This is a genomic window from Microbacterium sp. A93 (assembly GCF_051842835.1).
Genome location: NZ_JBPXMT010000015.1, coordinates 169,700 through 193,856 on the forward strand (window position 1 = coordinate 169,700; position 24,157 = coordinate 193,856).

The 24,157-nt window shown below is 70.3% G+C and carries 23 protein-coding genes and 1 tRNA gene; 14 read left to right on the forward strand and 10 right to left on the reverse strand.

Features of this window, described 5'->3' with window-relative positions:
- Positions 1-46: 46 nt before the first annotated feature.
- Positions 47-1,027, forward strand: coding sequence for a DNA-3-methyladenine glycosylase family protein (locus ACSU1G_RS30310; RefSeq protein ID WP_439284644.1), 981 nt, complete (start codon positions 47-49; stop codon positions 1,025-1,027).
- A 9-nt stretch (positions 1,028-1,036) separates the two neighbouring features.
- Here ACSU1G_RS30310 and ACSU1G_RS30315 read toward each other — a convergent pair whose 3' ends face one another.
- The gene (locus tag ACSU1G_RS30315; RefSeq protein ID WP_439284646.1) at positions 1,037-1,411 is read right to left on the reverse strand and encodes a thioredoxin family protein; all 375 of its coding nucleotides are present in this window, start codon (positions 1,409-1,411) and stop codon (positions 1,037-1,039) included.
- A 205-nt stretch (positions 1,412-1,616) separates the two neighbouring features.
- Between ACSU1G_RS30315 and ACSU1G_RS30320 the strand changes: the two genes are divergently transcribed.
- Both ACSU1G_RS30320 and ACSU1G_RS30325 read left to right on the forward strand, forming a co-directional pair.
- On the forward strand, positions 1,617-2,078 hold the full coding sequence (locus tag ACSU1G_RS30320; RefSeq protein WP_439284648.1) for a hypothetical protein: 462 nt from the start codon (positions 1,617-1,619) through the stop codon (positions 2,076-2,078).
- 59 nt (positions 2,079-2,137) lie between these two features.
- Positions 2,138-3,070, forward strand: a complete 933-nt coding sequence (locus tag ACSU1G_RS30325; RefSeq protein WP_439284650.1) for an NADP-dependent oxidoreductase — start codon at positions 2,138-2,140, stop codon at positions 3,068-3,070.
- Positions 3,071-3,137: 67 nt separating this feature from the next.
- Here the strand turns inward: ACSU1G_RS30325 and ACSU1G_RS30330 are convergent.
- Positions 3,138-3,219 (reverse strand) — tRNA-Tyr (locus ACSU1G_RS30330).
- Positions 3,220-3,397: 178 nt separating this feature from the next.
- On the opposite strand from ACSU1G_RS30330, the gene ACSU1G_RS30335 reads away from it, so the two are divergent.
- Both ACSU1G_RS30335 and ACSU1G_RS30340 read left to right on the forward strand, forming a co-directional pair.
- Positions 3,398-3,886: a YajQ family cyclic di-GMP-binding protein gene (locus ACSU1G_RS30335; RefSeq protein ID WP_439284652.1), complete on the forward strand. Its 489-nt coding sequence runs from the start codon at positions 3,398-3,400 to the stop codon at positions 3,884-3,886.
- An 8-nt stretch (positions 3,887-3,894) separates the two neighbouring features.
- Complete coding sequence (locus tag ACSU1G_RS30340; protein WP_439284654.1) at positions 3,895-4,383, forward strand: hypothetical protein; 489 nt, start codon at positions 3,895-3,897, stop codon at positions 4,381-4,383.
- A 69-nt stretch (positions 4,384-4,452) separates the two neighbouring features.
- Here ACSU1G_RS30340 and htpX read toward each other — a convergent pair whose 3' ends face one another.
- The 5 genes from htpX to ACSU1G_RS30365 form a co-directional block, all read right to left on the reverse strand.
- Complete coding sequence (gene htpX / locus ACSU1G_RS30345) at positions 4,453-5,322, reverse strand: zinc metalloprotease HtpX (protein ID WP_439284655.1); 870 nt, start codon at positions 5,320-5,322, stop codon at positions 4,453-4,455.
- 28 nt (positions 5,323-5,350) lie between these two features.
- Positions 5,351-6,679 (reverse strand): MFS transporter, encoded by a 1,329-nt coding sequence (locus ACSU1G_RS30350; RefSeq protein WP_439284657.1) that lies wholly within the window; start codon positions 6,677-6,679, stop codon positions 5,351-5,353.
- A 17-nt stretch (positions 6,680-6,696) separates the two neighbouring features.
- Positions 6,697-8,100, reverse strand: coding sequence for an FAD-dependent oxidoreductase (locus ACSU1G_RS30355; RefSeq protein ID WP_439284659.1), 1,404 nt, complete (start codon positions 8,098-8,100; stop codon positions 6,697-6,699).
- Between the two features lie 173 nt (positions 8,101-8,273).
- Positions 8,274-8,573 carry a hypothetical protein gene (locus tag ACSU1G_RS30360; protein WP_439284660.1) on the reverse strand — a complete coding sequence of 100 codons (300 nt, stop codon included), beginning with the start codon at positions 8,571-8,573 and terminating at the stop codon, positions 8,274-8,276.
- 92 nt (positions 8,574-8,665) lie between these two features.
- Positions 8,666-9,025, reverse strand: coding sequence for a hypothetical protein (locus ACSU1G_RS30365; RefSeq protein ID WP_439284662.1), 360 nt, complete (start codon positions 9,023-9,025; stop codon positions 8,666-8,668).
- Between the two features lie 277 nt (positions 9,026-9,302).
- Here ACSU1G_RS30365 and ACSU1G_RS30370 point away from each other — a divergent pair, with 277 nt between their 5' ends.
- Genes ACSU1G_RS30370 through ACSU1G_RS30400 form a run of 7 tightly spaced genes read left to right on the forward strand, consistent with a single transcriptional unit; the run spans position 9,303 to position 18,095 of the window.
- The gene (locus ACSU1G_RS30370; protein ID WP_439284664.1) at positions 9,303-9,689 is read left to right on the forward strand and encodes a hypothetical protein; all 387 of its coding nucleotides are present in this window, start codon (positions 9,303-9,305) and stop codon (positions 9,687-9,689) included.
- Position 9,690: 1 nt separating this feature from the next.
- On the forward strand, positions 9,691-11,043 hold the full coding sequence (gene eccD, locus ACSU1G_RS30375; RefSeq protein ID WP_439284665.1) for a type VII secretion integral membrane protein EccD: 1,353 nt from the start codon (positions 9,691-9,693) through the stop codon (positions 11,041-11,043).
- Entirely contained in the window at positions 11,043-12,110 is a 1,068-nt protein-coding gene (locus ACSU1G_RS30380; protein ID WP_439284667.1) for a hypothetical protein, read from the forward strand. Before eccD ends, ACSU1G_RS30380 begins: the two co-directional genes overlap by 1 nt.
- Positions 12,107-16,186 carry a type VII secretion protein EccCa gene (gene eccCa / locus ACSU1G_RS30385; RefSeq protein WP_439284668.1) on the forward strand — a complete coding sequence of 1,360 codons (4,080 nt, stop codon included), beginning with the start codon at positions 12,107-12,109 and terminating at the stop codon, positions 16,184-16,186. The genes ACSU1G_RS30380 and eccCa overlap by 4 nt, the downstream gene beginning before the upstream one ends.
- Positions 16,183-17,085, forward strand: coding sequence for an EamA family transporter RarD (gene rarD / locus ACSU1G_RS30390; protein WP_439284670.1), 903 nt, complete (start codon positions 16,183-16,185; stop codon positions 17,083-17,085). The genes eccCa and rarD overlap by 4 nt, the downstream gene beginning before the upstream one ends.
- Before the next feature lie 9 nt (positions 17,086-17,094).
- A complete protein-coding gene (locus ACSU1G_RS30395; protein ID WP_439284672.1) occupies positions 17,095-17,613 on the forward strand; it encodes a hypothetical protein in 519 nt (172 codons plus the stop codon).
- Positions 17,610-18,095 (forward strand): HIT family protein, encoded by a 486-nt coding sequence (locus ACSU1G_RS30400; RefSeq protein WP_439284674.1) that lies wholly within the window; start codon positions 17,610-17,612, stop codon positions 18,093-18,095. Before ACSU1G_RS30395 ends, ACSU1G_RS30400 begins: the two co-directional genes overlap by 4 nt.
- Before the next feature lie 94 nt (positions 18,096-18,189).
- On the opposite strand, the gene ACSU1G_RS30405 is transcribed toward ACSU1G_RS30400, so the two are convergent.
- Both ACSU1G_RS30405 and ACSU1G_RS30410 read right to left on the reverse strand, forming a co-directional pair.
- On the reverse strand, positions 18,190-19,320 hold the full coding sequence (locus ACSU1G_RS30405; RefSeq protein ID WP_439284676.1) for a polyprenyl synthetase family protein: 1,131 nt from the start codon (positions 19,318-19,320) through the stop codon (positions 18,190-18,192).
- A complete protein-coding gene (locus ACSU1G_RS30410; RefSeq protein WP_439284678.1) occupies positions 19,292-20,641 on the reverse strand; it encodes a geranylgeranyl reductase family protein in 1,350 nt (449 codons plus the stop codon). The genes ACSU1G_RS30405 and ACSU1G_RS30410 overlap by 29 nt, the downstream gene beginning before the upstream one ends.
- Positions 20,642-20,707: 66 nt before the next feature.
- Between ACSU1G_RS30410 and ACSU1G_RS30415 the strand changes: the two genes are divergently transcribed.
- Positions 20,708-22,141 carry an isochorismate synthase gene (locus tag ACSU1G_RS30415; RefSeq protein WP_439284680.1) on the forward strand — a complete coding sequence of 478 codons (1,434 nt, stop codon included), beginning with the start codon at positions 20,708-20,710 and terminating at the stop codon, positions 22,139-22,141.
- A gap of 142 nt (positions 22,142-22,283) precedes the next feature.
- Here ACSU1G_RS30415 and ACSU1G_RS30420 read toward each other — a convergent pair whose 3' ends face one another.
- The gene (locus tag ACSU1G_RS30420; RefSeq protein ID WP_439284681.1) at positions 22,284-22,763 is read right to left on the reverse strand and encodes an Lrp/AsnC family transcriptional regulator; all 480 of its coding nucleotides are present in this window, start codon (positions 22,761-22,763) and stop codon (positions 22,284-22,286) included.
- 163 nt (positions 22,764-22,926) lie between these two features.
- Between ACSU1G_RS30420 and ACSU1G_RS30425 the strand changes: the two genes are divergently transcribed.
- On the forward strand, positions 22,927-24,150 hold the full coding sequence (locus ACSU1G_RS30425) for an NAD(P)/FAD-dependent oxidoreductase (RefSeq protein ID WP_439284683.1): 1,224 nt from the start codon (positions 22,927-22,929) through the stop codon (positions 24,148-24,150).
- Positions 24,151-24,157 lie beyond the last annotated feature (7 nt).

Consider the following 24,157-nt stretch of genomic DNA (forward strand, 5'->3'; position numbering starts at 1 on the left):
GGGGCACGCCAAGATCATGAATCCGCGTGACTGGGACAATGGTGGAGTGCTGGACTCGTTACCCACCCCCGACGCCTCGGCGACACTGCGCCCTGACGTGCCGGTGGACGTGCGGCTGACGCTCGGGGTGCTGCAGCGCGGCCACGCGGATCCGACCGTGCAGTCGCGGCCGGAGGGGGTCTGGCTCTGCTTCCGGGTCCCGGGCACCGGCGACCCCGTGACGATGCTGATACGCCCCGCTCCCTCCGCCCTGGTCCCGGGGCCGGTGCCGGTGCTGGCGTGGGGTCCGGGTGCGCAGGCGGCGGTGGACGGCGCGCACCGGCTGCTGGGGCTCGACGACGACTGGTCGGCTTTTGATGCGCGGTTGGCCTCGGACGGGGCGGGGGGACTTCCGCCCGCCGTGGTCCGGGCCCGGAGGGCGCATCCCGGGCTGCGGCTACCGGCCACCGGCCGGATGGTGGACCAGCTGTTCATGGTGGTCCTGGAACAGAAGGTCACCCACGATCAGGCCCGGGCCGGCTGGCGGTGGCTCGTGCGGAGCCACGGGGACCCCGCCCCGGCACCGGCGCCCGCGGGGATGCTGCTGCCACCCACCGCCCGGGTGGTGCGGCATGTCCCCAGCTGGCAGTGGCATGCCGGCTGGGTCCAGCCGGCCCAGTCCAGGGCCCTGCTGCGGGTGGCCGAACGGGCCACGGCACTGGAACGGCTCGGGGCACGGGGCGCGGACGAGGTGGACCAGGTGGTCGGCGCGCTGACCACCCTGCCGGGGATCGGCGCGTGGACCGCCGCGGAGACCGTGCAACGGACCCACGGGGCGGCGGATACGGTGGCGGTCGGCGATTACCACCTGGCGCACCACGTGGGTGAGGCGCTCTCGGGCCGGCGGACCGACGACGCCGGGATGCTGCGACTGCTGTCCCCCTGGGCCGGGCACCGGCAGCGGGTGGTCCGCCTCATCGGGCTGGCCGGTTACCGGTTCAGCCGCTTCGGCCCCAAACTGGCGCCGGCGGACCACCGGCGGCGGTAGCCGGGCTAGCTAGTTCTGGTCCGGGTTCTGGTTGCTGGCCAGCTTCTCCCGGACCTCATCCATGTCCAGGGACTTGACGGCGGTGACGAGCTCCTGGAGCTGGGTGGAGTTGATGGCACCCGGCTGGGCGAAGACCAGGACCTGGTCCCGGAAGGCCATCAGGGTGGGGATCGAGGTGATGTTGGCGGCCGAGGCCAGACCGCTCTCGGCCTCCGTGTCCACCTTGCCGAAGAGTACGTCCGGATGTTCTCCGGAGACCTCCTCATAGACCGGGGCGAACTGCTTGCACGGTCCGCACCAGCCAGCCCAGAAGTCCACGAAGACAATGTCATTCTCGGTCAGGGTCTGCTCGAAACCCGCTTCGGTGATCTCAGTGGTAGCCATGGACCCACCCTAACGGCCGGGCCCGGGACCGCGAAGGCGGGATCCACAGGCACCGGGTCCTTCACTCCACAGCGAACATCCCGCCCGCGCGTCGCCCACCGCGGGGGTCCGCCCCCCTGATGCGTCGCGGCGCCGCGTTCCTAGCCTCGGAGACACCGGTACCCCGCCGGGGCCGCCGGCCGAGACGCCAGATCAGGAGCTTCCGATGACGCACGAACTCTCCCCCCAGCACCTTCCATCGCCGCAGCCCAAACACGGACCGGCGGACCCGGGCCGGATGGCTCCCGGACGGCGCGCCACCCTGATGGTGGTGGTCCAACAGGATGAGCCGGAGCAGGCGCTGGCCGAATCGCTGGAGTGGGTGCACGCCTTCGAACGGGACTGCGGACTGGTCGTGGACACCGATGCCACGGAGCTCTACGGGGTGGCCCTCGCCGAGGACCTCAAGGACTCCCTGCGTCCTCCCCGCGACAGCTCCGTGGCAGAACACCTGGACTTCATCTGTGCGGACGGGCGGTGGCTGAATCCCGGTACCTGCCCCGTGGCCCCGCCAGATTCCAACGGGGCACCGGCGTGGGCCTGGGCCTACTACGAGGCGGTCATGGGGGCCCCGGACCGGGCCTACTGCACCATCTGGGATCTGACGCCCCTGCCCGCCGCGGCGTGAACCACGCCGTGAACCACGCTCAGACGGAATAACCCCGAGGGCGGACCCGTTGCCCGGGTATGCGAGCCATTGGAATCCACGAACCCGGAACACCCGACGCCCTGCAGGTCGTTGACCTGCCCCGACCCGCCGTGTCCGAGGGAGAGGTGCGGATCCGCGTCCAGGCGGCCGCCGTGAATCCCACGGACACCATCCTGCGCTCCGGGCAGCGGGACACCTCCGGACAGTCCCTCCCGCTGGTCCCCGGGATGGACGTCGCCGGGGTACTGGAGGAGATCGGCCCCGGCGCCTCGACCACCCTGCAGGTCGGGAACGCGGTGATGGGCATCGTGGTGCCGCGCGGCTCGCACGGGGCCTACGCGGAGCAGGTGGTGTTGCCCGCCGGATCGGTGACCGCAGCGCCCCGCGGCAGCAGTCCCGTGGAGGCCAGCACGCTGCCCATGAACGGCCTCACCGCGCGGCTGGCCCTGGACACCCTCGGGTTGCCGCCCGGCAGCGTCCTCGCCGTCACCGGGGCGGCCGGGGCCATGGGCGGCTACGCCGTGCAGCTGGCCAAGGCGGACGGTCTGACGGTCATCGCCGATGCCGCCGAGAAGGATGAGGAGCTCGTGGTGGGCCTCGGGGCGGACGTGGTGCTGCCCCGCGGTGAGGAGTTCGCCGCCCGCGTCCGTGAGCAGTTCCCCGACGGCGTGGACGGTGCCGTCGATGGCGCGATGCTGCACGCCGCCGTCGCCCCCGCCCTCCGGGATGGTGGCACTGTCATCACCATCCGGGGCTACGACGAGGCGAGCGAACGCGGCGTCAGGTTCCACCCGATCCTGGTCGCGGACTACGCCCGCGAACAACAGAAGCTGGACACGCTCCGGCAACAGGCGGAGGACGGCGTGCTGAGCCTGCGTGTGGCGGAGGCCGTGCCCGCGGAACAGGCCCCGCAGGCCCACCGTCGCTTGGAGGCCGGAGGCGTCCGCGGCCGGCTGGTCCTGACGTTCTGAGGTTCTGGCGGGCCGGCTGGACACGAAAAAGCCGCGGGAGTCGGTGACTCCCGCGGCTTTTGCGGTGTGGCAGATACTGGATTCGAACCAGTGAAGGCAATGCCAGCTGATTTACAGTCAGCCCCCTTTGGCCACTCGGGTAATCTGCCGGGGCCTGCCACCCGCTCGGAACTGATCTGGACCAGTCCGTTCGGTCGGCGACACCTCACTTTAGCGGAGCCGGGCCGAGATTTCGAATCGGGACGCGGACCGATCCGCCCACCGCTCTCAGCCCACCGGTAGGCTGTCGGCGAGACGCACCCACCCCCGAGGACCCGAAGAGGAGCCATGGCCAGCGATTCAACGTTTGATGTGGTCAGCAAGGTAGACAAGCAGGAGATCAGCAACGCCCTGAACCAGGCGCAGAAGGAGATCGCCCAGCGGTACGACTTCAAGGGCGTCGGTGCGGAAGTCGATTTCAGCGGCGAGTCCATCCTGATGAAGGCCTCCTCCGAGGAACGGGTCAAGGCCGTCCTGGATGTCTTCCAGTCCAAGCTCGTCAAGCGCAACATCTCCCTGAAGTCCCTCGAGACCGGTGAGCCCTACGCCTCCGGCAAGGAGTACCGCCTGGAGGCCAGCATCAAGGAGGGGATCGACCAGCCGACGGCGAAGAAGATCACCAAGCTGATCCGGGACGAGGGTCCGAAGTCCATCAAGGCCTCCATCCAGGGGGACGAGTTGCGCGTCTCCTCCAAGTCCCGCGATGACCTGCAGGCGACCATCAGCCTGCTCAAAGGCTTCGAGGACGCCGACCTGCAGTTCATCAACTTCCGCTGAGGAACCCCATGCTCTACCTGATCACCCCTGACGGCATCGTCAGCACCTCGGAGGCCTCCCTCGGCGAGGCCTTGGTGGACGCCCAGCGTGGCCGTCCCCTGGCCCGGCAGCCCTGGCAGACCCAGCCGTCAGTCGCCGGCGGCGTCTCCCCCGAGAAGGTGCTGGCGATCGCCCTGCGGCATGGGGTCGACGCCACGATCGGGCTCGTGGTCCACGGCGGGTTCATCGACCAGGCGCTGGAGCCTGAGCGGCTTCGCGCGGCCGAGCGCAACCAGAACCGGATCGCCGCCCAGCTGGAATCGATTGCCGCGGAACCCCGTCATGAGGACCGGGACTGGCACCGCCGTCAGCGGGCGATTGCCGAGGAGGCCCGCCAGGCCGCCGGCGGCTCGATCCGCCGGGCCGAGGCCGCGGCAGAGGAGCTGATGGACGCACCGGTCAAGGACCGGCTGGCCCGTGCCTGGCAGCGGGCCGGCGGACTGGTCCCGGCGTCCTAGCCTTCCAGCCCTGCTAGCCTTCTAGTCCAGTCCGCCGTTCGGCTGACCGGACTAGCCGTACTAGCCGGACTAGCCGTGGCCCAGTTCCCGGGCCATCCCCTCGAGCCGCTGGACGCGCTCGGTCATGGGCGGGTGCGTGGAGAACATGTTCTTCACGTTCTTGAAGGGGTTGGCGATCATCAGGTGGGCGGTGTTCTGCAGCCGCTGGTCATCCGGGAGCGGCGCCGCCTGGATGCCGTTCTGCAGCTTGTGGAGGGCCGAGGCCAGTGCGAGCGGATCCCCCGTCAGCCGGGACCCGTCCTCATCCGCGTCATACTCACGGGTCCGGGAGATGGACATCTGGATCAGGGACGCGGCCAGCGGTGCCAGCAACGCCAGGGCGATCATCGCCAGCGGGTTGCCCCCGCGATTGCCGCGGCCTCCCCCGAAGAACAGCATGAACTGGGCCACCGAGGTGATCACCCCGGCCACCGCGGCCGCCACGGAGGACGTCAGGATGTCCCGGTTGTAGACGTGCATCAGCTCATGGCCCAGCACCCCGCGCAGCTCACGGGCATTCAGGATCCTCAGGATCCCCTCGGTGCAGCACACGGCCGCGTGCTGCGGGTTGCGACCCGTGGCGAAGGCGTTGGGGGACGGCGTGGGCGCCACGTAGAGCCGGGGCATCGGCTGGTTGGCCGCCTGGGACAGTTCCGCCACGATCCGGTACATCTCCGGCTGCTCCTGCTCCGTGACCGGGTAGGCGTGCATGGACCGGATGGCGATCTTGTCACTGTTCCAGTAGCTGTAGGCGGTGGTGGCCACCCCGATCACGGCGAAGACCCAGATCCACATCGCCCGGCCGGTGCCGGCGGCGATCATCCCGCCGATGGCGAGCAGCACCGCGAACAGGCCGGCGAACAGCAGCGTCGTCTTCAATCCGTTGTGGTGCCGATTCATACCTTCAGCCTAGTCGGCACGGCTTCCACTAGGGCACGGGATGCCGCGCGTCGTACCGCAGGAACCCGGGTTGCCAGCGCATCAGGGCGCTCACCCCGAGCACGCACAGCACCCCGCCGGCGATCAGGGTCACCGGCTCGGTGATCCATTCCGCGGCACTGCCGGTGAGCATCTCCCCCACCCGCGGCCCACCCGCCACCACCACGATGAACACACCCTGCAACCGCCCGCGCAGGTGGTCCGGGGTGGCCGTCTGCAGGATGGTGTTCCGGAACACGGAGGAGACGGAGTCCGCGCAACCCGCCAGCGCGAGGCAGCCCGCGCCCGCCCACAGGTAGGGCGCCAGGTCCTCGCCGGCGGCTTCGCCCCGGGCGGCGAAGAACACCACCACGCCGAAACCGGCCACCGCCAGCCCCCAGGCCATGATCGCGGCGTACACCGCCACCCCGTGCCGCACGATCCGGGTCAGCGGCCCGGAGAACAGCCCCGTCAGGAAGGCCCCCAGCGCCATGGCGGCCAGCAGGATCCCGACGGCGGCCTCCCCGCCTCCCAGCATCGCGGCACCGAGTACGGCGCCGACCGCGGGCAGCAGGGCCCGCGGGAAGGCGGTGGCCATGGCCACGATGTCCGCCAGGAAGGTCATCCGCAGGTTGGGCCGGGAGGCGAGGAAGGCGAAGCCCTCGACCACGGAGCGCCAGCCCACACGGCGCGGCCCCTGCTGCGCACCCTGACCCTGGCCCTCCGCGGCGGGGTCGCGCTGCGGCGGGAGCGAGGGCAACCGCCAGACGGCGTAGAGGGCGGCCAGGAACGTCACCACGTCCACGGAGTAGGTCCACGCGTAGCCCACACCGGCCACCAGCACCCCGGCGAGCAGGGGTCCGACCATCATGGCCACCGAGAACGTCATCATGTTCAGGGCGTTGGCGGCCGGCAGCAGCTTGGTCCCCACCAGGGCGGGGATGATGGCGCCCCGGGTGGGCTGGTTGATGCCGGAGGCCCCGGAGTGCACCGCCACCAGGGTGTACAGCACCCAGACGTTCTCGATGCCCAGCCAGGCGTGGGCCGCGATCAGCGCGGTGGTCAGCCACAGCACGGCGGAGGAACCCAACGCCAGTTTGCGCCGGTCCACATGGTCCGCCACGGCACCGCCGTACAGGCCGGCCACCACGAGCGGCACCAGGGCGAAGAGCCCCAGCATCCCGACCGCCAGGGAGGAGCCCGTGAGGTGGAAGACCTCGAGGCTGACCGCCACCAGGGTCAGCTGGGTGCCGATCGCCGAGAGTGAGTTGCCGATCCACAGCCGCCGGTAGGCGGGGCTGACCTTCAGCGGGGTGAGGTCGGCGAACAGGCGGGGCACCGCGGGTCGGTCTGCGCTCAGCCGTGGTGGGACAGGACGCCGCGGCTGATGCGGGTCATGTCCTCCCGCGGCACCACCTTGACGCGCTCGCGCGCCACGGGGCCGTTGGCACTGGCCTCGGCGCCCAGGGACAGCTCGTGCTCGTCCAGGGCCAGCCAGCCCTCCCACGAGGTGTAGTCGATCCCCCGGGACTCGAGCAGGTCGAGCACGGCCTGCTCATCCGGGTTCCGTGCCGTCCACAGGGTCGGTTGGTCCTCCAGCAGGCAGCCGATCGTCTCGAGCGCGTCGCCCTTGGTGTGGCCGATCAGGCCCACCGGGCCGCGCTTGATCCAGCCGGAGGCATACAGTCCGGGCACCGGGGTGCCGTCGGCACCCAGGATGCGGCCGGCGTCGTTGGGGATGACGCCCTTGCGCTCGTCGTAGGCGAGCCCGGGCACCTCGGAGCCGTGGTAGCCGATGGCGCGGTAGACGGCCTGGACCGGGTAATGGGTGAACTCGCCCGTGCCCTTGACGTTGCCGGTGCCGTCCAGCTCCATGCGCTCCATCCGCAGCCCGACGACCTGACCGTGCTCACCCAGGATCTCCACGGGCTGCTGCAGGAAGTGCAGGTGCAGCCGGCGGGAGGCGCCGGTGTCCTGCTCCTCGACCAGCCAATTGGTCAGCGTGCCGACCATGGTCTTGATCTGGTTGTTGGAGGTGGCGGCCTCCTCGGAGGCGGCGTCGAACTCGAAGTCCTCCGGGTAGAGCACCAGGTCCACGTCCTTCGAGTGCGCCAGCTCGCGCAGCTCCAGCGGGGTGAACTTCACCTGCGCGGGGCCGCGGCGGCCGAAGACGTGGACGTCCGTGACGGGCGAGGACTTGAGTCCGGCGTAGACGTTCTCCGGGATCTCGGTGACCAGCAGGTCGTCGGCGTGCTTGGAGAGCATCCGGGCCACGTCCAAGGCCACGTTGCCGTTGCCGATCACGGCGACCTCACGGGCCGTCAGCGGCCACTCGCGCGGGACGTCCGGGTGACCGTCATACCAGGAGACGAACTCGGCACCGCCGAAGGAGCCCTGCAGGTCGGAGCCCGGGATGGGCAGGTCCGCGTCCTTGATGGCACCGGTGGAGAAGACGATGGCGTCATAGTGCTCGCGCAGGTCCGCCAGGGTGATGTCCGTCCCGTAGTCCACGCCGCCCAGGAAGCGGATGTCCCCGCGGTCCATGACCTTGTGCAGAGCCTTGACGATCCCCTTGATGCGCGGGTGGTCCGGGGCCACGCCGTAGCGGATCAGGCCGTAGGGAGCCGGATAGCGGTCGAAGAGGTCGATACTGACCTCGAAGTCACGTTCGGCCTTGGTCAGCAGGTCTGCCGTGTACACGCCAGCCGGGCCGGCACCGATGATGGCGAGGCGGAGGGGGCGGTCGGGGGCAGAGGTCACTGGATGTCCAATCACGTGGGGTCGTGGGCGGGCGAGAGGTCCCGCCAGCGATCCAGTCTAACGGGAAGGGTGAAATACGCGCAGTGACCGTGATGCAATGCACGAAAAGCAGGGGCCGGCCCTTGTGGGCCAGCCCCTGTCTGCGCGCTGGATCGGCGATGGGTGGGCGTTACTCAGCCGCCCATGCTTGCAACGGCTCCGCCGGCAGCCTTGGCGGCTTCCTCAGCGGTGACGTCGTTCTTCTCCATCAGCGTCCGTGCCTCGCGGACCAGGTCGCGGACCTGCTCACAAGCGGCCAGCCACTTGGCTTCCACGCCGGAGAGATCCTCCGAGGTGCCGGTGGCCTCGTAGTTCTCCTCCACGTAGGCCTTCTGCTGCTCGCGGTCACCGAGGATGCCCTCGATGCGGTCGGCGATCTGCCCGACCTCATACTCGTAGGCGGCCGATGCTCCGGAGTCGTACTTGATAACCATGGTCTAGTCCTTTCGGTGTCCGGGGGACCCGGCGAAATCTGAAGGTGATGAATGAGTGATCGAGCGGGGCCTCCCGCTCGGATCGGGATCGATCAGGCCATGGAGGAGCCGCCACCGCTGGCGCCACCCCAGGACAGGTCGAGGTTGTCGCCACCGGCGGCATCGGCATCAGACACCGAGGTCTCCTCGGAGACGTTGTAGGCCTTGTAGAGATCGGCCTGGCCGGTGTTGATCATGGACAGCGCCTCGACCAGAGTGCTCTGGCACTCGTTGACCTTGACCATGAAATTCGTGTAGGCGTTGGCGCCGGCGCCCTTGAAAGTCTCCTTCAGCGAGACGACGGAGTTCTCGAGGTTCTGCACCTCGACGACCAGGAGTTCGCCGGAGTCCCCGGAGTCCCGAGCGGCCTTTTCAAACGTCTCAAGGCCTTCAGTGAGTTCAAGCTTTGGCATGTTCATCCCCTAGTGGAGTTCTTGAGTCGGACCGGTGGTCCGTTGATGGTGTGCCTGACGCCTGCCCAGAGTGGCAATCCGCCGGCCCGATGTCTCCATCCTTCTGCCAGCAGTGGACTCTGGTCAACCGGATCCGATGGGGAGAACTCCCCATGCACGCCCGGTGCAGTCGTTTCCGCCCCCGGAGGAATACTGGAATGATATGCAGGGTCGCGATGCCGGGGTGCGCCGACGCCAAGAGATCCGGTGGATGCCGGGGTAAGGGGGAACAGCAGCCATGGCCATGGATTTCGACTCACAGCTCATCGAGTCGGTCGAGGTGCGGCGCAACCGGCTCAGCGCCTCCTTCCTGTTCGGGCTGAACCCCACGGAACGCCGCTGGAAGGACCGCAAGAACTCCTTCGTCTACGGCCTCATCATCGCCGCCCTGATCTGCGCCTTCTGCGTGGCGCTCTCCTTCGTGATCAACATCCTCACCAACTACATCAATGACCGCAACGAGCGCCAACAGCAGCAGGAACAGCAGCAGCTGGAGCGGGAGCAGATGGAGCAGGAACGCAAGCAGCAGGAGCAGGAGCAGCCTCAGGGTGCCCCGGCAGCCTCGACCTCTCCCACTGCCCTCTCCTCACTGACCGCCCTGCCACCGACCCCCTGGAGGTCCTGACGTGCCCAGCCCCTATACGCGAGTGGCCCTGGTGGGTCAGCGGCGCAACGCGGACCTGCTGTTGCCTTCGGACACCCCCGTGGGGACCCTGATGCCGCAGATCCTGGACGTGTTGGGGGATCAGCCTCAGGATTCGCTGGGCGCCAAGCTGCTGGTCCGCACCGACGGCGGAGAGGTCCCCACCTCCCAGACCCTGGGCGAGTCCGGCGTCCTGGACGGCGAGCGCCTCCGCCTGGTGTCTCGCACCGAGGCACCCCCGTCGCCGATCGTCTACGACCTAAATGACACGGTCTCCGACCACACCGAGGCCGTCCCGGGCCGGTGGTCCCCGGTGTACAAGTTCATCATCTCGGGACTTCTCGCCGCGCTCGGCTCCTGGCTGGCGATCACCGGGCTGTTGGCGTCCTTCGCCCCGGCGCAGCAGCACTGGATCGCCCTCGGTCTGGCCGGCGTGGCGCTCGTGGCCGCCGCCGTGGTCTCCTCCCCCGGCCGGCAGCAGGCGGTGGCCAGCACCCTGGCCGGCGCGGGCACCCTGTTCGCCGTCTCCGGACTGGTAGGACTGGGCCTTCCCACCCCGTGGTCCTACCTGGCGCTGGCGGGGCTGGCCGCTGTGGTCCAGGGCGTCCTGGGTTTCATCGTCAACCGTCCCCTGTCCATGTTCATCTCCGCGGCGGTGACCGGTATCCTCACGGCCGTCTGGGCCGTGGCCCCGGCCCTGTCGGTGTGGGCCATCGGAGACCGGGCCGCGGATCCGGTGGTCGGCTCGGCCGCCATCGCCGGGATCATCGCCCTGTTGGTGCTGGGGATCCTCCCGTCGATCGCCCTGGGGGTCTCCGGACTGGCGGGGATGGACGACCGACATGCCAACGGCGCCGCCGTCCTGCGCCGTGACGTCGCCACGGCGATCGATTCCGCCCACGGCGGCCTGATCTCCAGCGCCATCGTCTGCTCGCTCTCCGCGGCCCTGTCTGTCTGGCTGGTGGGCGGGGACACCCAGGCCTACCCCTACTCCCTGCCGCTTCTGGCCTGCATGGTGCTGGCGTTGGGCCTGCGGGCCCGCTCCTTCCCCCTGGCCGCCGAGCGCATCCCGCTGTACCTGGCCACGGGCCTCGGGACGCTGGCGCTGGTCCGCCTGGCCTCGGCCTTCCTCCCGGACTTCGAGGGGGTGTTCCTGGCCGCGCTGCTGGCCCTGGCCCTCGTGACCGGCGCCAGCCTGTCCGTCGAGTTGCCGGAACACTCCCAGGCGCGGATGCGCAAGACCGGGGACACCATCGAAGCCATCGCCCTGCTCGCCCCCATCCCGCTGCTGATCGGCTACTACGGGATCTACGCCACCCTGTTGGAGACCTTCTGATGTCCGCTGCCCCCCTGGACCCCTGGAACGACGCCGGCCCCGCACCGGTCCGTCCCCGTGCCGGCACCGGCCGGGCCGGGGACTCCGATGACGCGCTCTGGTCCACCCGGACCGACCTGCGGCAGGACCTCCACCGGGCGCAGGACGACCCCTCGGTGGGTTTCGAGTCCGTGGCCGCCCGGGTCCAGCGGGACTATTCCCGCCGTCCGGCCCTGACCCTGTGGTCCCGCGGCTGGCGCGCCCTGGGCGCGCTGTGGGGACACGACCGGACCGGTGACCGGCTGGCATCCTCCGCGAAGGTGGTCCAGTCCCCCGTCACCACCGGACGGCGCATCGCAGTGGTCTCCCTGCGGGGCGGGGCGGGCAAGACCGTGGTGTCCGCCCTGACCGCCGCCACCTTCGCCGCCTTGCGCCCCGAACCGGTGGCCGCCCTGGACCTGGATCCGGCCTGCGGCTCCCTGGGCCTGCGGCTCGGGAACCGCCCCGCCCCCGGTGCGGACCAGATCGCCGCCGGCCTGGCCTCTCTGGAGACCACGACCTTCGACTCCGTCACCGCGCTGATGTCCCCCGGCAGCAACGACCTGTACTACACCGGCCCGCGGGTCACCGGCCGGGCCCTGGGCGAGGCGGCCGCCACCACCCTGCTGTCCGGACTCTCCCGCTACTTCCCCGTCACCGTGATCGATTGCCCGACCGGCCCCGAGCACCCGGACACGGCTGCGGTGCTGACGCGCGCCCATGCCGCCGTCTTCGTGGTCCCGGCCACGGCCGCCGGGGTGGACGAGGCCGCCGGCTACCTGCGGCATTGGCAGTCAGACCCCTTCCTCTCCGCCATCCCCGTGGTGGCCGCCGTGGTGGGGACCTCCCGCAACGGCGTCCTGGACCCCCTGGCCCAGGCGGCGGCGCTCACCCGGATCGGGGTGGGCGCTGTGGCCCTGCGCCACGACCGTCACATCGGCGGCGGGGTGGGCATCACCCTGCCTCTGATCCGACCCGAGAACCGGCTGGCCGCGGCGGAGCTGTCCGCCCAGGCGTTGGCCGCCGCCAACACCCAGGGGGCACGGTGACCCGGAAGATCATCCACCGGCCCGCCCGCACCTCGGCCCCGGCCCGGCTCTACCGGCCCTTCCGGATCGAGGGGCCTCAGCCCTTGGACCCGGCGGCTGCCGAGGGCGAGAGCAATGCCGGGTTCCTGCGGATCATGCCGATGTTCGCCGCCGGCGCCTCGATGATGGTGATGATGACCTTCCGGCAGAGCCCCTTCGCCGCCGTCGGGGCCATCGCCATGATGCTCTCCCTCACCGTGGCCGTGATCATGATGTTCTCCCAGCGGGGCAAGGCCGGCCGGCTGCGCAAGACCATGCGGGACACCTATGCCCGCTACCTGGAGCGGACCCGGGTGAAGCTGCGGGATGACGAACAGCGGGCCCAGCTGGCGGCCCGGGCCTCGTCCCCGCCGGCGGCGGCGCTGTTCGACATCATCCGCAACCCGGCGCGCGTGTGGGAACGCCGGCGGTACGACGAGGACTTCCTGCAGATCCGACTGGGCTCGGGGCGGCGTCCCACCCGCGAGATCGACATCTCCGTGACGGAGAGCTCCACCGCCCTGCAGGACGAGTTCATGATGCGGGAGGCCGAGGCCCTCAAGAGCCGCTTCGAGAAGGCCCCGGACATGCCCGTGACCCTCCCCCTGGACTCGGCCGGCAACGTCTCCTTGGTGGGCCCGCGCGAGCTCACCCTCCAGGTCGTCCGATCCCTGGTGGCCGGGGCGGCCGCCCTTCAGTCCCCCGAGGACCTGCGGATCGCCCTGATCACCCCGCGCGCCAGCCGTGAGGACTGGGACTGGCTGGAGCTGCTCCCCCACCTGGACGACTCCTCGGCCAAGCACTACACCGGCCCCGTCAAGCTCATCGCCCCGGATCCGGAGTCCCTGGAGGAGCTGTTGGAGGTTGACCTGCAGTACCGCTCCAAGGTCGCCGGCGAGTACACCAAGTTCGGTGAGGAGACCGCCAAAGGCCCGGCCATGCTGTCCCGGCTCATCGTGATCGTGGACCGCTACGGCCACACCTCCACCGACCTGTCCTTCGGCGACTCGCACCACGGCCTGCAGTCCCGCGGCATCACGGCGCTGCACCTGTGTGCGGACCGGCTCCAGGAACCCTCTGAGGTGAGCTACCGGGTGACCCTCCATGACGGTCATCACCCGGGCCACGGCCCGGACGCGCAGGCCGCGGATGGCCGCCCCTGGTTCCTGTTGGAGGACCGCACCGAGGACCAGGGCAGCCCGCAACGCACCGAGGGCGTGTTGGACCCCCTCGACACCAGCATGGCCACGGGACTGGTGGCAGACCTCGCCCCGCTGAGGCTGTCCTTCGACTCCCTGGAGCACACCGGCGCCGAGGCCGCCTCCTCCTCGTCCTTCCTGCAGATGCTGCACCTGTCCCCCGAACTGGACCGGGCCGACGTCGAACGTAATTGGCGACCCCGCTCCCAGGCCGACTTCCTGCGGGTCCCGCTGGGACCGGATGACAAGGGCAAGCCCGTGTTGCTGGACCTCAAGGAGGCCGCCCAGCTCGGCATGGGCCCGCACGGGCTCTGCGTGGGCGCCACCGGTTCCGGCAAGTCGGAGATGCTGCGCTCGCTGGTGTTCGGCCTGCTGACCACCCACTCCCCGGACAGCCTGGCCATGGTGCTGGTGGACTTCAAGGGCGGCGCGACCTTCGCCCCCTTCGAGGGCGCGCCCCACGTCACGGGCATCATCACCAACCTCTCCGACGACCTGACCCTGGTGGAGCGCGTCTATGCCTCCCTGAACGGCGAGATCCTGCGCCGGCAGGAGGTGCTCAAGGCCGCCGGCAACATCGCCAACATCACCGACTACCAGATCCACCGGGATGAGGAACGGTCCAAAGGCCGGGACATCGAGCCCCTGCCGCACCTGGTCGTCATCATCGACGAGTTCGGCGAGCTGCTGACGGCCCGCCCCGACTTCATCGACCTGTTCCTGTCCATCGGGCGCATCGGCCGCTCGATCGGCGTGCACCTGCTGCTGAGCTCCCAGCGGGTGGAGTCCGGCAAGCTGCGCGGACTGGAGACCTACCTGTCCTACCGGATCGGGCTGCGCACCCTCTCCGAGTCCGAGTCCCGCACCGTGCTGGACACCCCGGATGCCTTCCACCTGCCACCCCTGCCCGGCTACGGCTATCTCAAGGTGGACACCACCGTGTACTCGCGGTTCAAGTCCGGCTACGTCTCCGGTCCACTCGAGGACGAGGTGATCGAGGAGGAGGAAGAGGCCAGTCCGGAGGACGAGATCCCACCGGTGCTGCGTGCCCCGGACTACTCCCTGATCCTGGAGGAGCAGGGCTCGGGTCAGCCCGGCGAGGAGGGTGCCCCGGCTCCGAAGAAGGACGGGCCGGCCCGCCGCACCACCGGCCCCACCGTGATGTCCACCATGATGGACACCCTGCGCACCTACCCACCGTCCGTGAAGCCGATCTGGCTGCCTCCGCTGCCGCTGGAGGCGACCCTGGACCAGATCGTCGGCGAGCCGAAGAACACCGAGCAGGGACTGCGCCTCCCCGCCGGGGGGAACCTCACGGTGCCGATCGGCCTACTGGACGATCCGGCGCGGCAGTGGCAGGGCCTGTGGGAGATCGACTTCACCACGGGCTCGGGCAACATGATCGTCCACGGCGGCCCCCAGTCCGGCAAGTCCACCGCCCTGCGGACCCTCGTGACGTCCTTGGCGTTGACCCATTCACCGCAACAGGTCGGCATCTACTGCATCGACCTGCTGGGTTCCGGCCTGCTGCCGCTGCAGGACCTGCCCCACGTGGGCGGCGTCGCCATCCGGACCAACACCGAGGTCATCTCCCGCACCGTGGACGAGATCGTCGGCATGCTGGCCCACCGGGAGCGGGTCTTCGAGAAGCACTCCATCGACTCCCTGACCACCATGCGCAGGATGCACGCCGCCGGTCAGATCCCGGAGCTGCCCAGCGCGGACATCTTCCTGGTGGTGGACGGCCACGGCCAGTTCCAGGAGGAGTTCGACGACCTGCTGCCCAAGATCGTCACCCTCATGACCCGTGGTTCCGGCTACGGCATCCACATCATCTCCTCCGTGAACCGCAACAACGAGATCCGGGCCACCCATCAGTCGTACTTCACGCACCGGATCGAGCTGGCCCTCGCCGAGCCCGGGGACTCGACCATCGACCGCAAGCTGGCCGCCAACGTCAACCCCGAGGCCCCCGGTCGCGGTCTGATGCCGCTCAAGCTGCAGGGTCATCTGGCCCTGCCACGGATCGACGGCCAGGCGGAGCGCGAATCCGCCACGGACGGGCTCAAGGACCTGGTGGCCCACGTCGGCCGGTTCTCCACCGGCTCCGCCATGAAGGTCCGCGTCCTGCCTCCGTTCGTGGAGGCCGCCTCGGTCCCCACCCCGGAGCGCAAGGGGCTGTTCCCACTGGGCCTGCGGGAGCTGGACCTGGGCGTGCAGCAGCTCGACCTGGAGCGGGCGGACCGCAACCTGATCGTGATGGGAGACGAGGAGTCCGGCAAGACGAACCTGCTGCGTCAGGTGGTCCACCGCTTCACCGCGAACCACACGGACGAGGAGCTGATGTTCGTGGTGTTCGATCCGCGCCGCGGCCTCGGCGACTTCGTCCCGGACGACTACCTGGGCGGCTATGCCACCAATGCCGAGGTGGCCAAGTCCCTGGTGGGTGCCGTGGTCAACGAGCTGCGCAAGCGCCAGGATCCGAAGGAGGACCAGAGCACGGATCAGCGCCAGACGCGGATCGTGGCCCTGATCGACGACTACGACGTGCTGACGGTGGGCGGGGGTCAGTCACCGCTGGGCGGCTTCGTGCCGTTCATCCCCATGGCGGCCGACCTGCGGATCAACTTCGTGCTGACCCGCAGGGTGCGCGGCGCCTCCCGCGGCATGTACGAGACGTTCTTCTCCACCCTGCGGGACAACGGCACCTCGGCGCTGATCATGTCCGGTGACAAGCGCGAGGGCAACCTCATCAACGGCCTGAAGGCCCGGAAGATGCCACCGGGCCGCGGCCAGCTGCTCCAGACGGGCAAACCCGTCATGACCGTCCAGACCTTCTTCGACAGCACGGCGGAGTGACTCAACGCCCCGTCACGTCGGCGGGCCTGGGGTTCGGGGCGGGCGCCTACCTCTTCTGGGGCGGGCTGCCGCTCTACATGGCGGCCACGGTCCCGGCCACCGCGCTCGAGGTGGTCTTCGCCCGGATCGGCTTCACGCTCATCACCTGCGTGGTGTTGCTGTTCGCCCTGCGGCGCTGGAACGACGTCGGCCGGCAGCTGGGCGGGGCGCGGCGGCTGGGTGCCACAGCCCTGGCCGCCGTCCTGATCACGGGCAATTGGGCCATCTACACCTACGCGGTGCTCTCGGGGCAGACCCTCGAGGCGGCGCTGGGGTACTTCATCAACCCGCTGATCTCCGTGCTGGCCGGGGTTCTCCTGTTCGGGGAGCGGCTCCGGCGGGCCCAGTGGGTGGCCGTGGCCCTCTCGGTGGCGGCCGTGGTGGTCATGGTGGTGGGTCACGGGGCGTTCCCGTGGCTGGCGCTCCTGCTGGCCCTGAGCTTCGGGGGCTACGGCATCGTCAAGAGCCGGCTGGCCACGTCCGTCAGCCCCGTGGCCTCGCTGGGTGCCGAGACCATCCTGCTCGTGCCGGTGTGCCTGGCCGGCATGTGGTGGCTGGCCGCCACGGATCAGCTGACGATGCTCTCCCACGGCACGGGGCACTTCTGGATCCTGGTGCTGTCCGGGCCCGTGACGGCGATCCCGCTGATCCTCTTCGGGGCCGGGGCCAGCCGGCTGCCGCTGACCCTGCTGGGGCTGCTGCAGTACATCAATCCGGTCATCCAGTTCCTCATCGGCCTCCTGGTCTTCGGCGAGGCCATGAGCACCGGGCGCTGGGCCGGGTTCATCCTCATCTGGTGCGCCCTGGTGGTGCTGATGACCGACTCCCTGCGCGCGGCCCGGCGCAACCCGAGACCTTAGACTGGGCCCATGCCTGCCGATCCCACCGCACCAACCGCCTCCATCTTCCTGCCGATCTTCCAGAAGCTCGTCCCCACCCTCCTGGAGACCCCGTGGGTCCCGGAGGATGGGATGGAACCCGGCGAGCTGGATGCCCTGCTGGCCGCCTCCCCCGCGGCCGAGGCACGCCTCAACGGCACCGGCCGGGTCCCGCTGCCGCTGGCCCTGTATGAGTTCCACCTCGCCTTGGGCAATTGCCCGGACCTGCTGGAGACGGACCACTTCTTCTGGGATGCCGACGAGCTGGAGATCCTGGACGGCTTCGTGCTGTTCCTCGAGGACGCCGCGGAATCCACCGTCTGGGGGCTGCGCGTGGAGGATGCCGAGCTGCCGGATCCTCTGGTCTGGCGCCGCTCCACGGGCGCGGACGCGGAGCACGGCGTGTGGCGGTGCGAGGGCGGGACCTTCAGCGAGTTCACCACGGACCTGCTGGCCTGGACCTTCGAAGAGCCGGATGGATCCGAGGAACCCGAGGGGCCCGAGGAGTGATCCACTCCCACGCCCCCGAGGGGTACGAGTGCCCCTTCTGCGGCCTGGCCTCGGCCGACGTGTCGGCCCCGGACAACCGCTGTGAGCTCGAGGACCTCGTCTTCCAGGATGAGGACCTGATGGTCTTCATCGCCGTGGACGGCTTCGGCGATCACGAAGGCCACGCCATGATCTCCCCCACGGAGCACTACGAGACGCTGTACGACCTCCCGGACCGGGTGCTGCAGCGAATCGCCCTGATGACCCGTCAGGTGGCGCTGGCCATGAAGCAGGTCTGGTCCCCGGACGGTGTCTCCACCCGCCAGCACAACGAGCCCGCCGGCAACCAGCACGTCTGGCACTACCACCTGCACGTGTTCCCGCGCTGGCACGAGGACCAGCTCTACCGGCAGTTGCGCCACCCCGTGGAACCGGCGGTCCGGGCGGTCAAGGCCCGCGAACTGGCCGCGGTGCTCGACCCCGGCCCCACCCACCTCCCCTGACCGCCCGACCCTCCCCGTTTTCAGTCGACTTGGGGTGGGTCATTCGGCGTGGAACCCACCCCAAGTCGACTGAAAACTCCAGAGGTCCTGAAGGTCAGTTGTCGCGGTCGACCACGTAGTCGGCGAAGGCCACCAGCGCGCCCTTGACCGGGGAGTCGGCCAACGGCTCCAAGGCCTGGACGGCGTCCGCCGCCCAACCCCGGGTGATCTCCCACGCCTGCTCGATCACCGGGTGCGTGGACACGGCCGCCACGGCCGCCGCCAGCTGCTCGTCCGTGTCCAGCGGTCCGTCCACCAGTTCGAGCGCGGCACGGGCCGAGGGATCCTGTTCGGCCGCCTGCCGCAGCAGCAGCACCGGCAGGGTCGGCACCCGTTCCTTCAGATCCGTGCCGGGCGTCTTGCCGGAGGCGTGGGAGGAGCTCGTCAAGTCGATCACGTCATCCGCCAGCTGGAAGGCCGTCCCGACCTTCTCCCCGTACTCCTCGAGCAGGTGCACGGTGGCCGCGTCGCAGCCGCCGAAGTGGGCGCCCAGCTGTCCGGCCGCCGCGATGAGCGAGCCCGTCTTCCCGCCGATCACCCGCAGGTAGTGCTCCAGGGGGTCGTCCTGTTCGGTGGGCCCCACCGTCTCCCACAGCTGGCCCATCACGAGCCGCTCGAAGGTCCGGGCCTGGATGGCCACGGCGTCGGGGCCGAGGGAGGCCATCAACAGCGAGGCGCGGGCAAAGATCAGGTCGCCGGCGAGGATCGCGATCGAGTTGCCCCACACCTGGTGTGCGGCCGGGGCGCCGCGGCGCACGGGCGCCTCGTCCATGACGTCATCGTGGTACAGGGTGGCCAGGTGGGTCAGCTCCATCACGACGGCGGCCGAGCGGACGGCCGCCGGGACCTCGCCGACCTGCCCGGTCCCGACCCCGGGATCACCCACGAGGGAGGAGAGGATGGTCAGCAGGGGGCGGATCCGCTTGCCGCCGGCCTCCAGCAGGTGCCGGGAGGTGTGGTCCGCCAGCTGGTCTGCATTGGACACGGCGGTGGCCAGTTCCCCCTCCACCGCGTCGAGGGCCGTGATGACCACGTCCAGCAGGTCGCCGTGGGCCGCCAGGTTCTCGAAACCGCGAGGCAGGGCGAGGTCACCGATCGTCACGCCGGCAGCGGCGTCGGCACGGGGTGCGGGCTCGGGTGAAGTCACCTGAGCAACACTATCCAACGTTGGCCGGGGACGGCGCATTGACGCCGGGTCCGGCCGCCGGTCCCTGGGTGGTCGCTGCGGGGACCACCGACTCCAGGAGCCGGACGATCCGGTCCACCGGGGCCGTGCCCCGCTCGTCCACGAGATTGGCCATCACCTGGACCACGGTCCGGAACAGGGGTCTGACCCGCATGCCGGTGGCCAGGGCGGCCTTCAGCACGGCGGGGTGGCCGATGAGCTCGGCAAAGCGCGTGCCGAGGGCGAAGTGGGCACCCCACGCCTCCTGGGTGAGCACCGGGTAACGGGACATCTCGGCCTCCCGGCCGGCCGCCGTCGGGCGTTGCAGGGCCGTGACCGCCAGGTCCGCGGCCATCCGGGCCGACTCCATGGCGAAGGAGATCCCCTCGCCGTTGAACGGGGAGACCATGCCGGCGGAATCGCCGGCGAGGAGCATCCCGGGCACGTACTGCGGGGTGCGGTTGAAGCCCATCGGCAGGGCGGCGCTGAGGATCTTCGAGGTCCGGGTGTCCTCAGACAGGCCCCAGGACTCGGTCAGCGCCCCGGACCAGTCCTTGAGGATGGAGCGGTAGTTGAGCTTGCCGAACTGGGGGGAGGTGTCCAGGATGCCGAGCCCGACGTTCACGGTGCCGCCGCCCAGCGGGAACAGCCAGCCATAGCCGGGCAGCAGGTTGCCCTGGGCGTCGGGCAACTGGAGCCAGGACTCCATCCAGTCATGGTCGTGGCGTGGCGAGACGTCCGGGATCTCGTAGTAGGCGCGGACCGCCACGCCCATGGGCCGGTCGTCCCGTTTGGCCAGTCCGGCGGAGACCGCGGTGCGGGTGGAGTTGCCGTCCGCGGCGATCACGATCGGGGCGTGGAAGTCCCGGAACTCGCCGGTCTTGCGCCCCCGCGGGTCCAACAGCTCGGCGCGCAGGCCGTTGACGGTGCCGTCCTCGGCGCGCAGCACGGTGGTGACGGAGTGGCGTTCCAGGATGGTGGCGCCGGCGGCGCGGGCGTGGTTCGCCAGCACCTCGTCGAAGTCCTCGCGGGTCCGCACCAGGGCGTAGTCCGGCCAGGTGTGGGTCTGCGGCCACGGGACCTCCACGGCGCGGCCCTCGGCCACCAGTCGCAACCCCTTGATGTGCTGCCAGCCGTCCCCGGGGGCATGCCGGATCCCCATCAGGTTCATCTCGCGCACCGCCTGCGGGGTCAGGCCGTCGCCGCAGACCTTCTCGCGCGGGTAGGCCGTCTTCTCCAGCACGGTGACCTGAACGCCGGCGTTCGCGAGGTGCCAGGCGGCGGTGGCGCCGGCCGGACCGCCACCAGCGATGAGGACTTGGGATGTAGTTTCAGTGGCCACTCCTCCATTCTCCCATCAGCCGCAACGGGCCGGCCGCACCGACGCTGGCGGTACGCTGGACAGGTCATGAGCAACCCTGGATCTGCGGCGCCCGCACCCCGATTGGCGTCCTTCACCTGTGCGCGTCCCCTCCCCGGCGGAGCGGCCCTGGCCGAGCTGATCTCCACGGGTTCGGAGTGTGCCTGGATCCGTTCGGGCGAGGGCATGGTGGGGCTCGGCTCCGCCGCCCGTTTCACCGTGACCGGCCCCGGCCGTTTCGAGGCGGCCCGCCGCTGGTGGATGGCCGCCACGGCGGCCGAGGCGGCCGAATCAGAGGGTGCGGACCGGAGCACCGTGCCCGACGTCGGCCTGCCCCGGCGCTCCCCGCTCGCCTTCGCCGCGTTCGCCTTCGCCGACGACAGCCCCGCCGACTCCGTCCTCGCGGTCCCCGAGTTCGTCCTCGGCTCAGCCCAGGGCCGGTCCTGGCTGACCTGGCAGGTGGACCTCGACTCCCCCGCCTACGCCGAGCGGGCCGCCGCCGGTTGGCGGCCGGACCGGGACGGTGCCGAGCAGCGGCTGGCCGAGTTCCTCGCCGAGTCCGCCCCCGCGGCAGGCCCCGCGTCGGCACGTCCTGCGTCCGCCAGGCCGGCGGGGGAAGGTCTCCAGCTCACCGACGGGGTGCTCTCCCAGGACGGCTACCGGGCCGCCGTCGCCCGTGGGGTGGACCAGATCGAGGCCGGGCACCTGACGAAGCTCGTGCTCGCCCGTGACGCCGTGGTCCGCTCCGACGATCCCGTGGACGTGCCCGGGGTGCTGCGCGCCCTGTCCGAGCGGTACCGGGACTGCTGGACCTACGCCGTGGACGGGCTGATCGGCTCGACGCCGGAGATGCTGGTCAAGGTGGACGGGGACACCGCCCAGGCCCGGGTCCTGGCGGGGACCTTGGACCGGGACGGGGCACCGCTGGGCGCGGCTGGTGGCGACTACGCCCGGCGCCTGCTCTCCGAGAACCCCAAGCAGCGGTACGAACACCGGCTGGCCGTGGACTCGCTGACCGAGCGGCTGGAGCCGTTCACCACCTCCCTTCAGGCCCCGGACTCACCGTTCGTCCTGGAGCTGCCCAATGTGTGGCATCTCGCCACGGATGTCACCGCGCGGCTCGTGGGCGCGGACGGGACACGGCGCACGGGGCCCGGCGCACTGGCCCTCACCGAGGTGCTGCATCCCACGGCCGCAGTGTGCGGCACCCCGCGTGAGACAGCCGCCGCGCTCATCGGCCAGTTGGAGACCGCCGACCACGGCCTGGACCGCGGGCTCTTCGCCGGCCCGGTGGGGTGGCTGGACGGCAACGGGAACGGCGAGTTCGGCATCGCGTTGCGCGGGGCCGTCGTGGAGGACCCGCACACGGTGCGTCTGTACGCCGGCTGCGGGATCGTGGCGGCCTCGGACCCCGAGGCCGAGTTGGCCGAGACCCACGCCAAGATGCGCCCCATGCTGCAGGCGCTGGGACTGCGCGACTGACTGCCTGACCACCCGTCCGGATCACGGTGGCACCCTGCATCACGGCCGCCCCATGCATCACGGCCGCAATTGACGTCGAGACTCGCCGGTGGAGTCGACAACTGGCGGTGCCGTGTTCCGGGACGTCAGGTACTTATCCGGGTCAGTCGGCAAGCCGGCCGGGGGCGTGCTCGAAGATCAGGCTCGTGTTCGTGGCGGCCACCTCCTCGCGCACGCTGAGGGTGTCCGAGACCAGGGTCCGCAACTCGGCGGCGTCCCGCACGGCGACGTGCAGCAGGAAGTCCCGGTCTCCGGCGAGGAAGTACACCCGCTGGGTGGCCGGCAGCGATTCCAGGTACCGCTGGAAGCGGCGCAGGCCCGAACGGGCGTGGGCGTGCAGCCGCACGGCGATGAGCGCCTCCAGGCCGAGTCCCCGGACGGCCGGATCCACCGTGGCGTGAAAGCCGGAGATCGCGCCCGAGGAGACGAGCGCCCGCACCCGCTTGTGGCACGTGGATTCGGCGATGCCCACCCGGGTGGCCAGCTCGCTGAACGGCATCCGGCCACTGCGCTCCAGGAGCCGGAGGATGGCCACGTCCACCTCATCCAGCCTCGGGCGGTCGATTCCGTCTCGTGATGCCATGGGGTCAGTCGTTCCTCTCGGACAGCGCTACCTGCGGTGGAATCCGTCGAATCTTCGGCTCTTGGTGCGGAATCGACAAATGGTCCCCCCAGAGTAGGTGGAATCTGCCAGCCTGTGGGGAAGAACACCATCCCGTGTCCGGGAGCGTCCCCAGGAGGCCAGCATGTCCAGTTCAATCGTCATCGGTGCAGGAATGGTCGGACTCGCCACCGCCTGGCACCTGCAGGAGCACGGCGTGGAGGTCACGGTCGTGGACCGCACGGGCGTGGCCGCCGGATCCTCGTGGGGCAACGCCGGCTGGCTCTCCCCGGGCAAGACCATCCCGCTGGCCGACCCCGGCCTGTGGACCTACGGCCCGACCGCCCTGCTCGACCGCGATGCAGCGCTGCATGTACCGTTCCGCGCGGACCCGGGCCTGTGGTCCTTCCTGGCCCGGTTCGCCGCGCACGGCACCCGACGGGCCTGGGAGCGCACGATGGCCGCGCTGACGCCGATCGACCGGATCGCCTTGGAATGCTTCGACGAGCTGACCGGATCGGGAGTCGACGCCTGGACGAAGGAGGGGCCGTTCATCGTGGGATTCACCGAGGAACGGCAGTCGGCAGGATTCCTCCGGGAGGTCGAGGGCGTGGTCCGGCACGGTCAGGACGTCCCGCTCGAACGGGTGGACAACCCGCGTGCGGTGGTCCCCCAGCTCTCCGAGCAGGTCGAGGTGGTCTACCGCATGGGCGGGCAACGCTTCATCGAGCCCGGACCGTTCGTCCAGGCCCTCGCCGACGCCTTCGTGGCCCGCGGCGGGACCCTCCGGACCGGCACCGCGGTCACCGGCCTCACGGGCGGGATCCGCCCGGGGGTCACCCTCGCGGACGGAGAGACCCTCAGCGCGGACTCGGTGGTGGTGGCCACCGGGGCGTGGCTGCCCGCACTGACCCGCACCCTGGGCGTGAAGACCAAGGTGCAGGCCGGGCGGGGCTACTCGTTCTCCGTGGCCACCGAGGAGCCGGCCCGCTATCCGGTCTACCTGCCGGCCCAGCGGATCGCCTGCACGCCCTACCAGGGGCGGTTCCGGATCGCCGGGACCATGGAGTTCCGCGGACCCGACGAGCCGCTGCAGCCCCGCCGGATCGAGGCCATCGTCAATCAGGCCCGGTCGCTGATGACGGGCATGGACCTTGATGACCGGCAGGACGAGTGGGTGGGGTCCCGCCCGGTGACCCCGGACGGGCTGCCACTCGTGGGAGCCACGCAGGCGCCGGGCGTCTACGTGGCCGGCGGGCACGGCATGTGGGGCGTCGTCCTGGGACCGGCCACGGGCAAGCTGCTGGCCGAGCAGATCGTCACGGGCCGGATCGACCCGGCGATCGCCCCGTTCGACCCCTTGCGCTGACCATCAC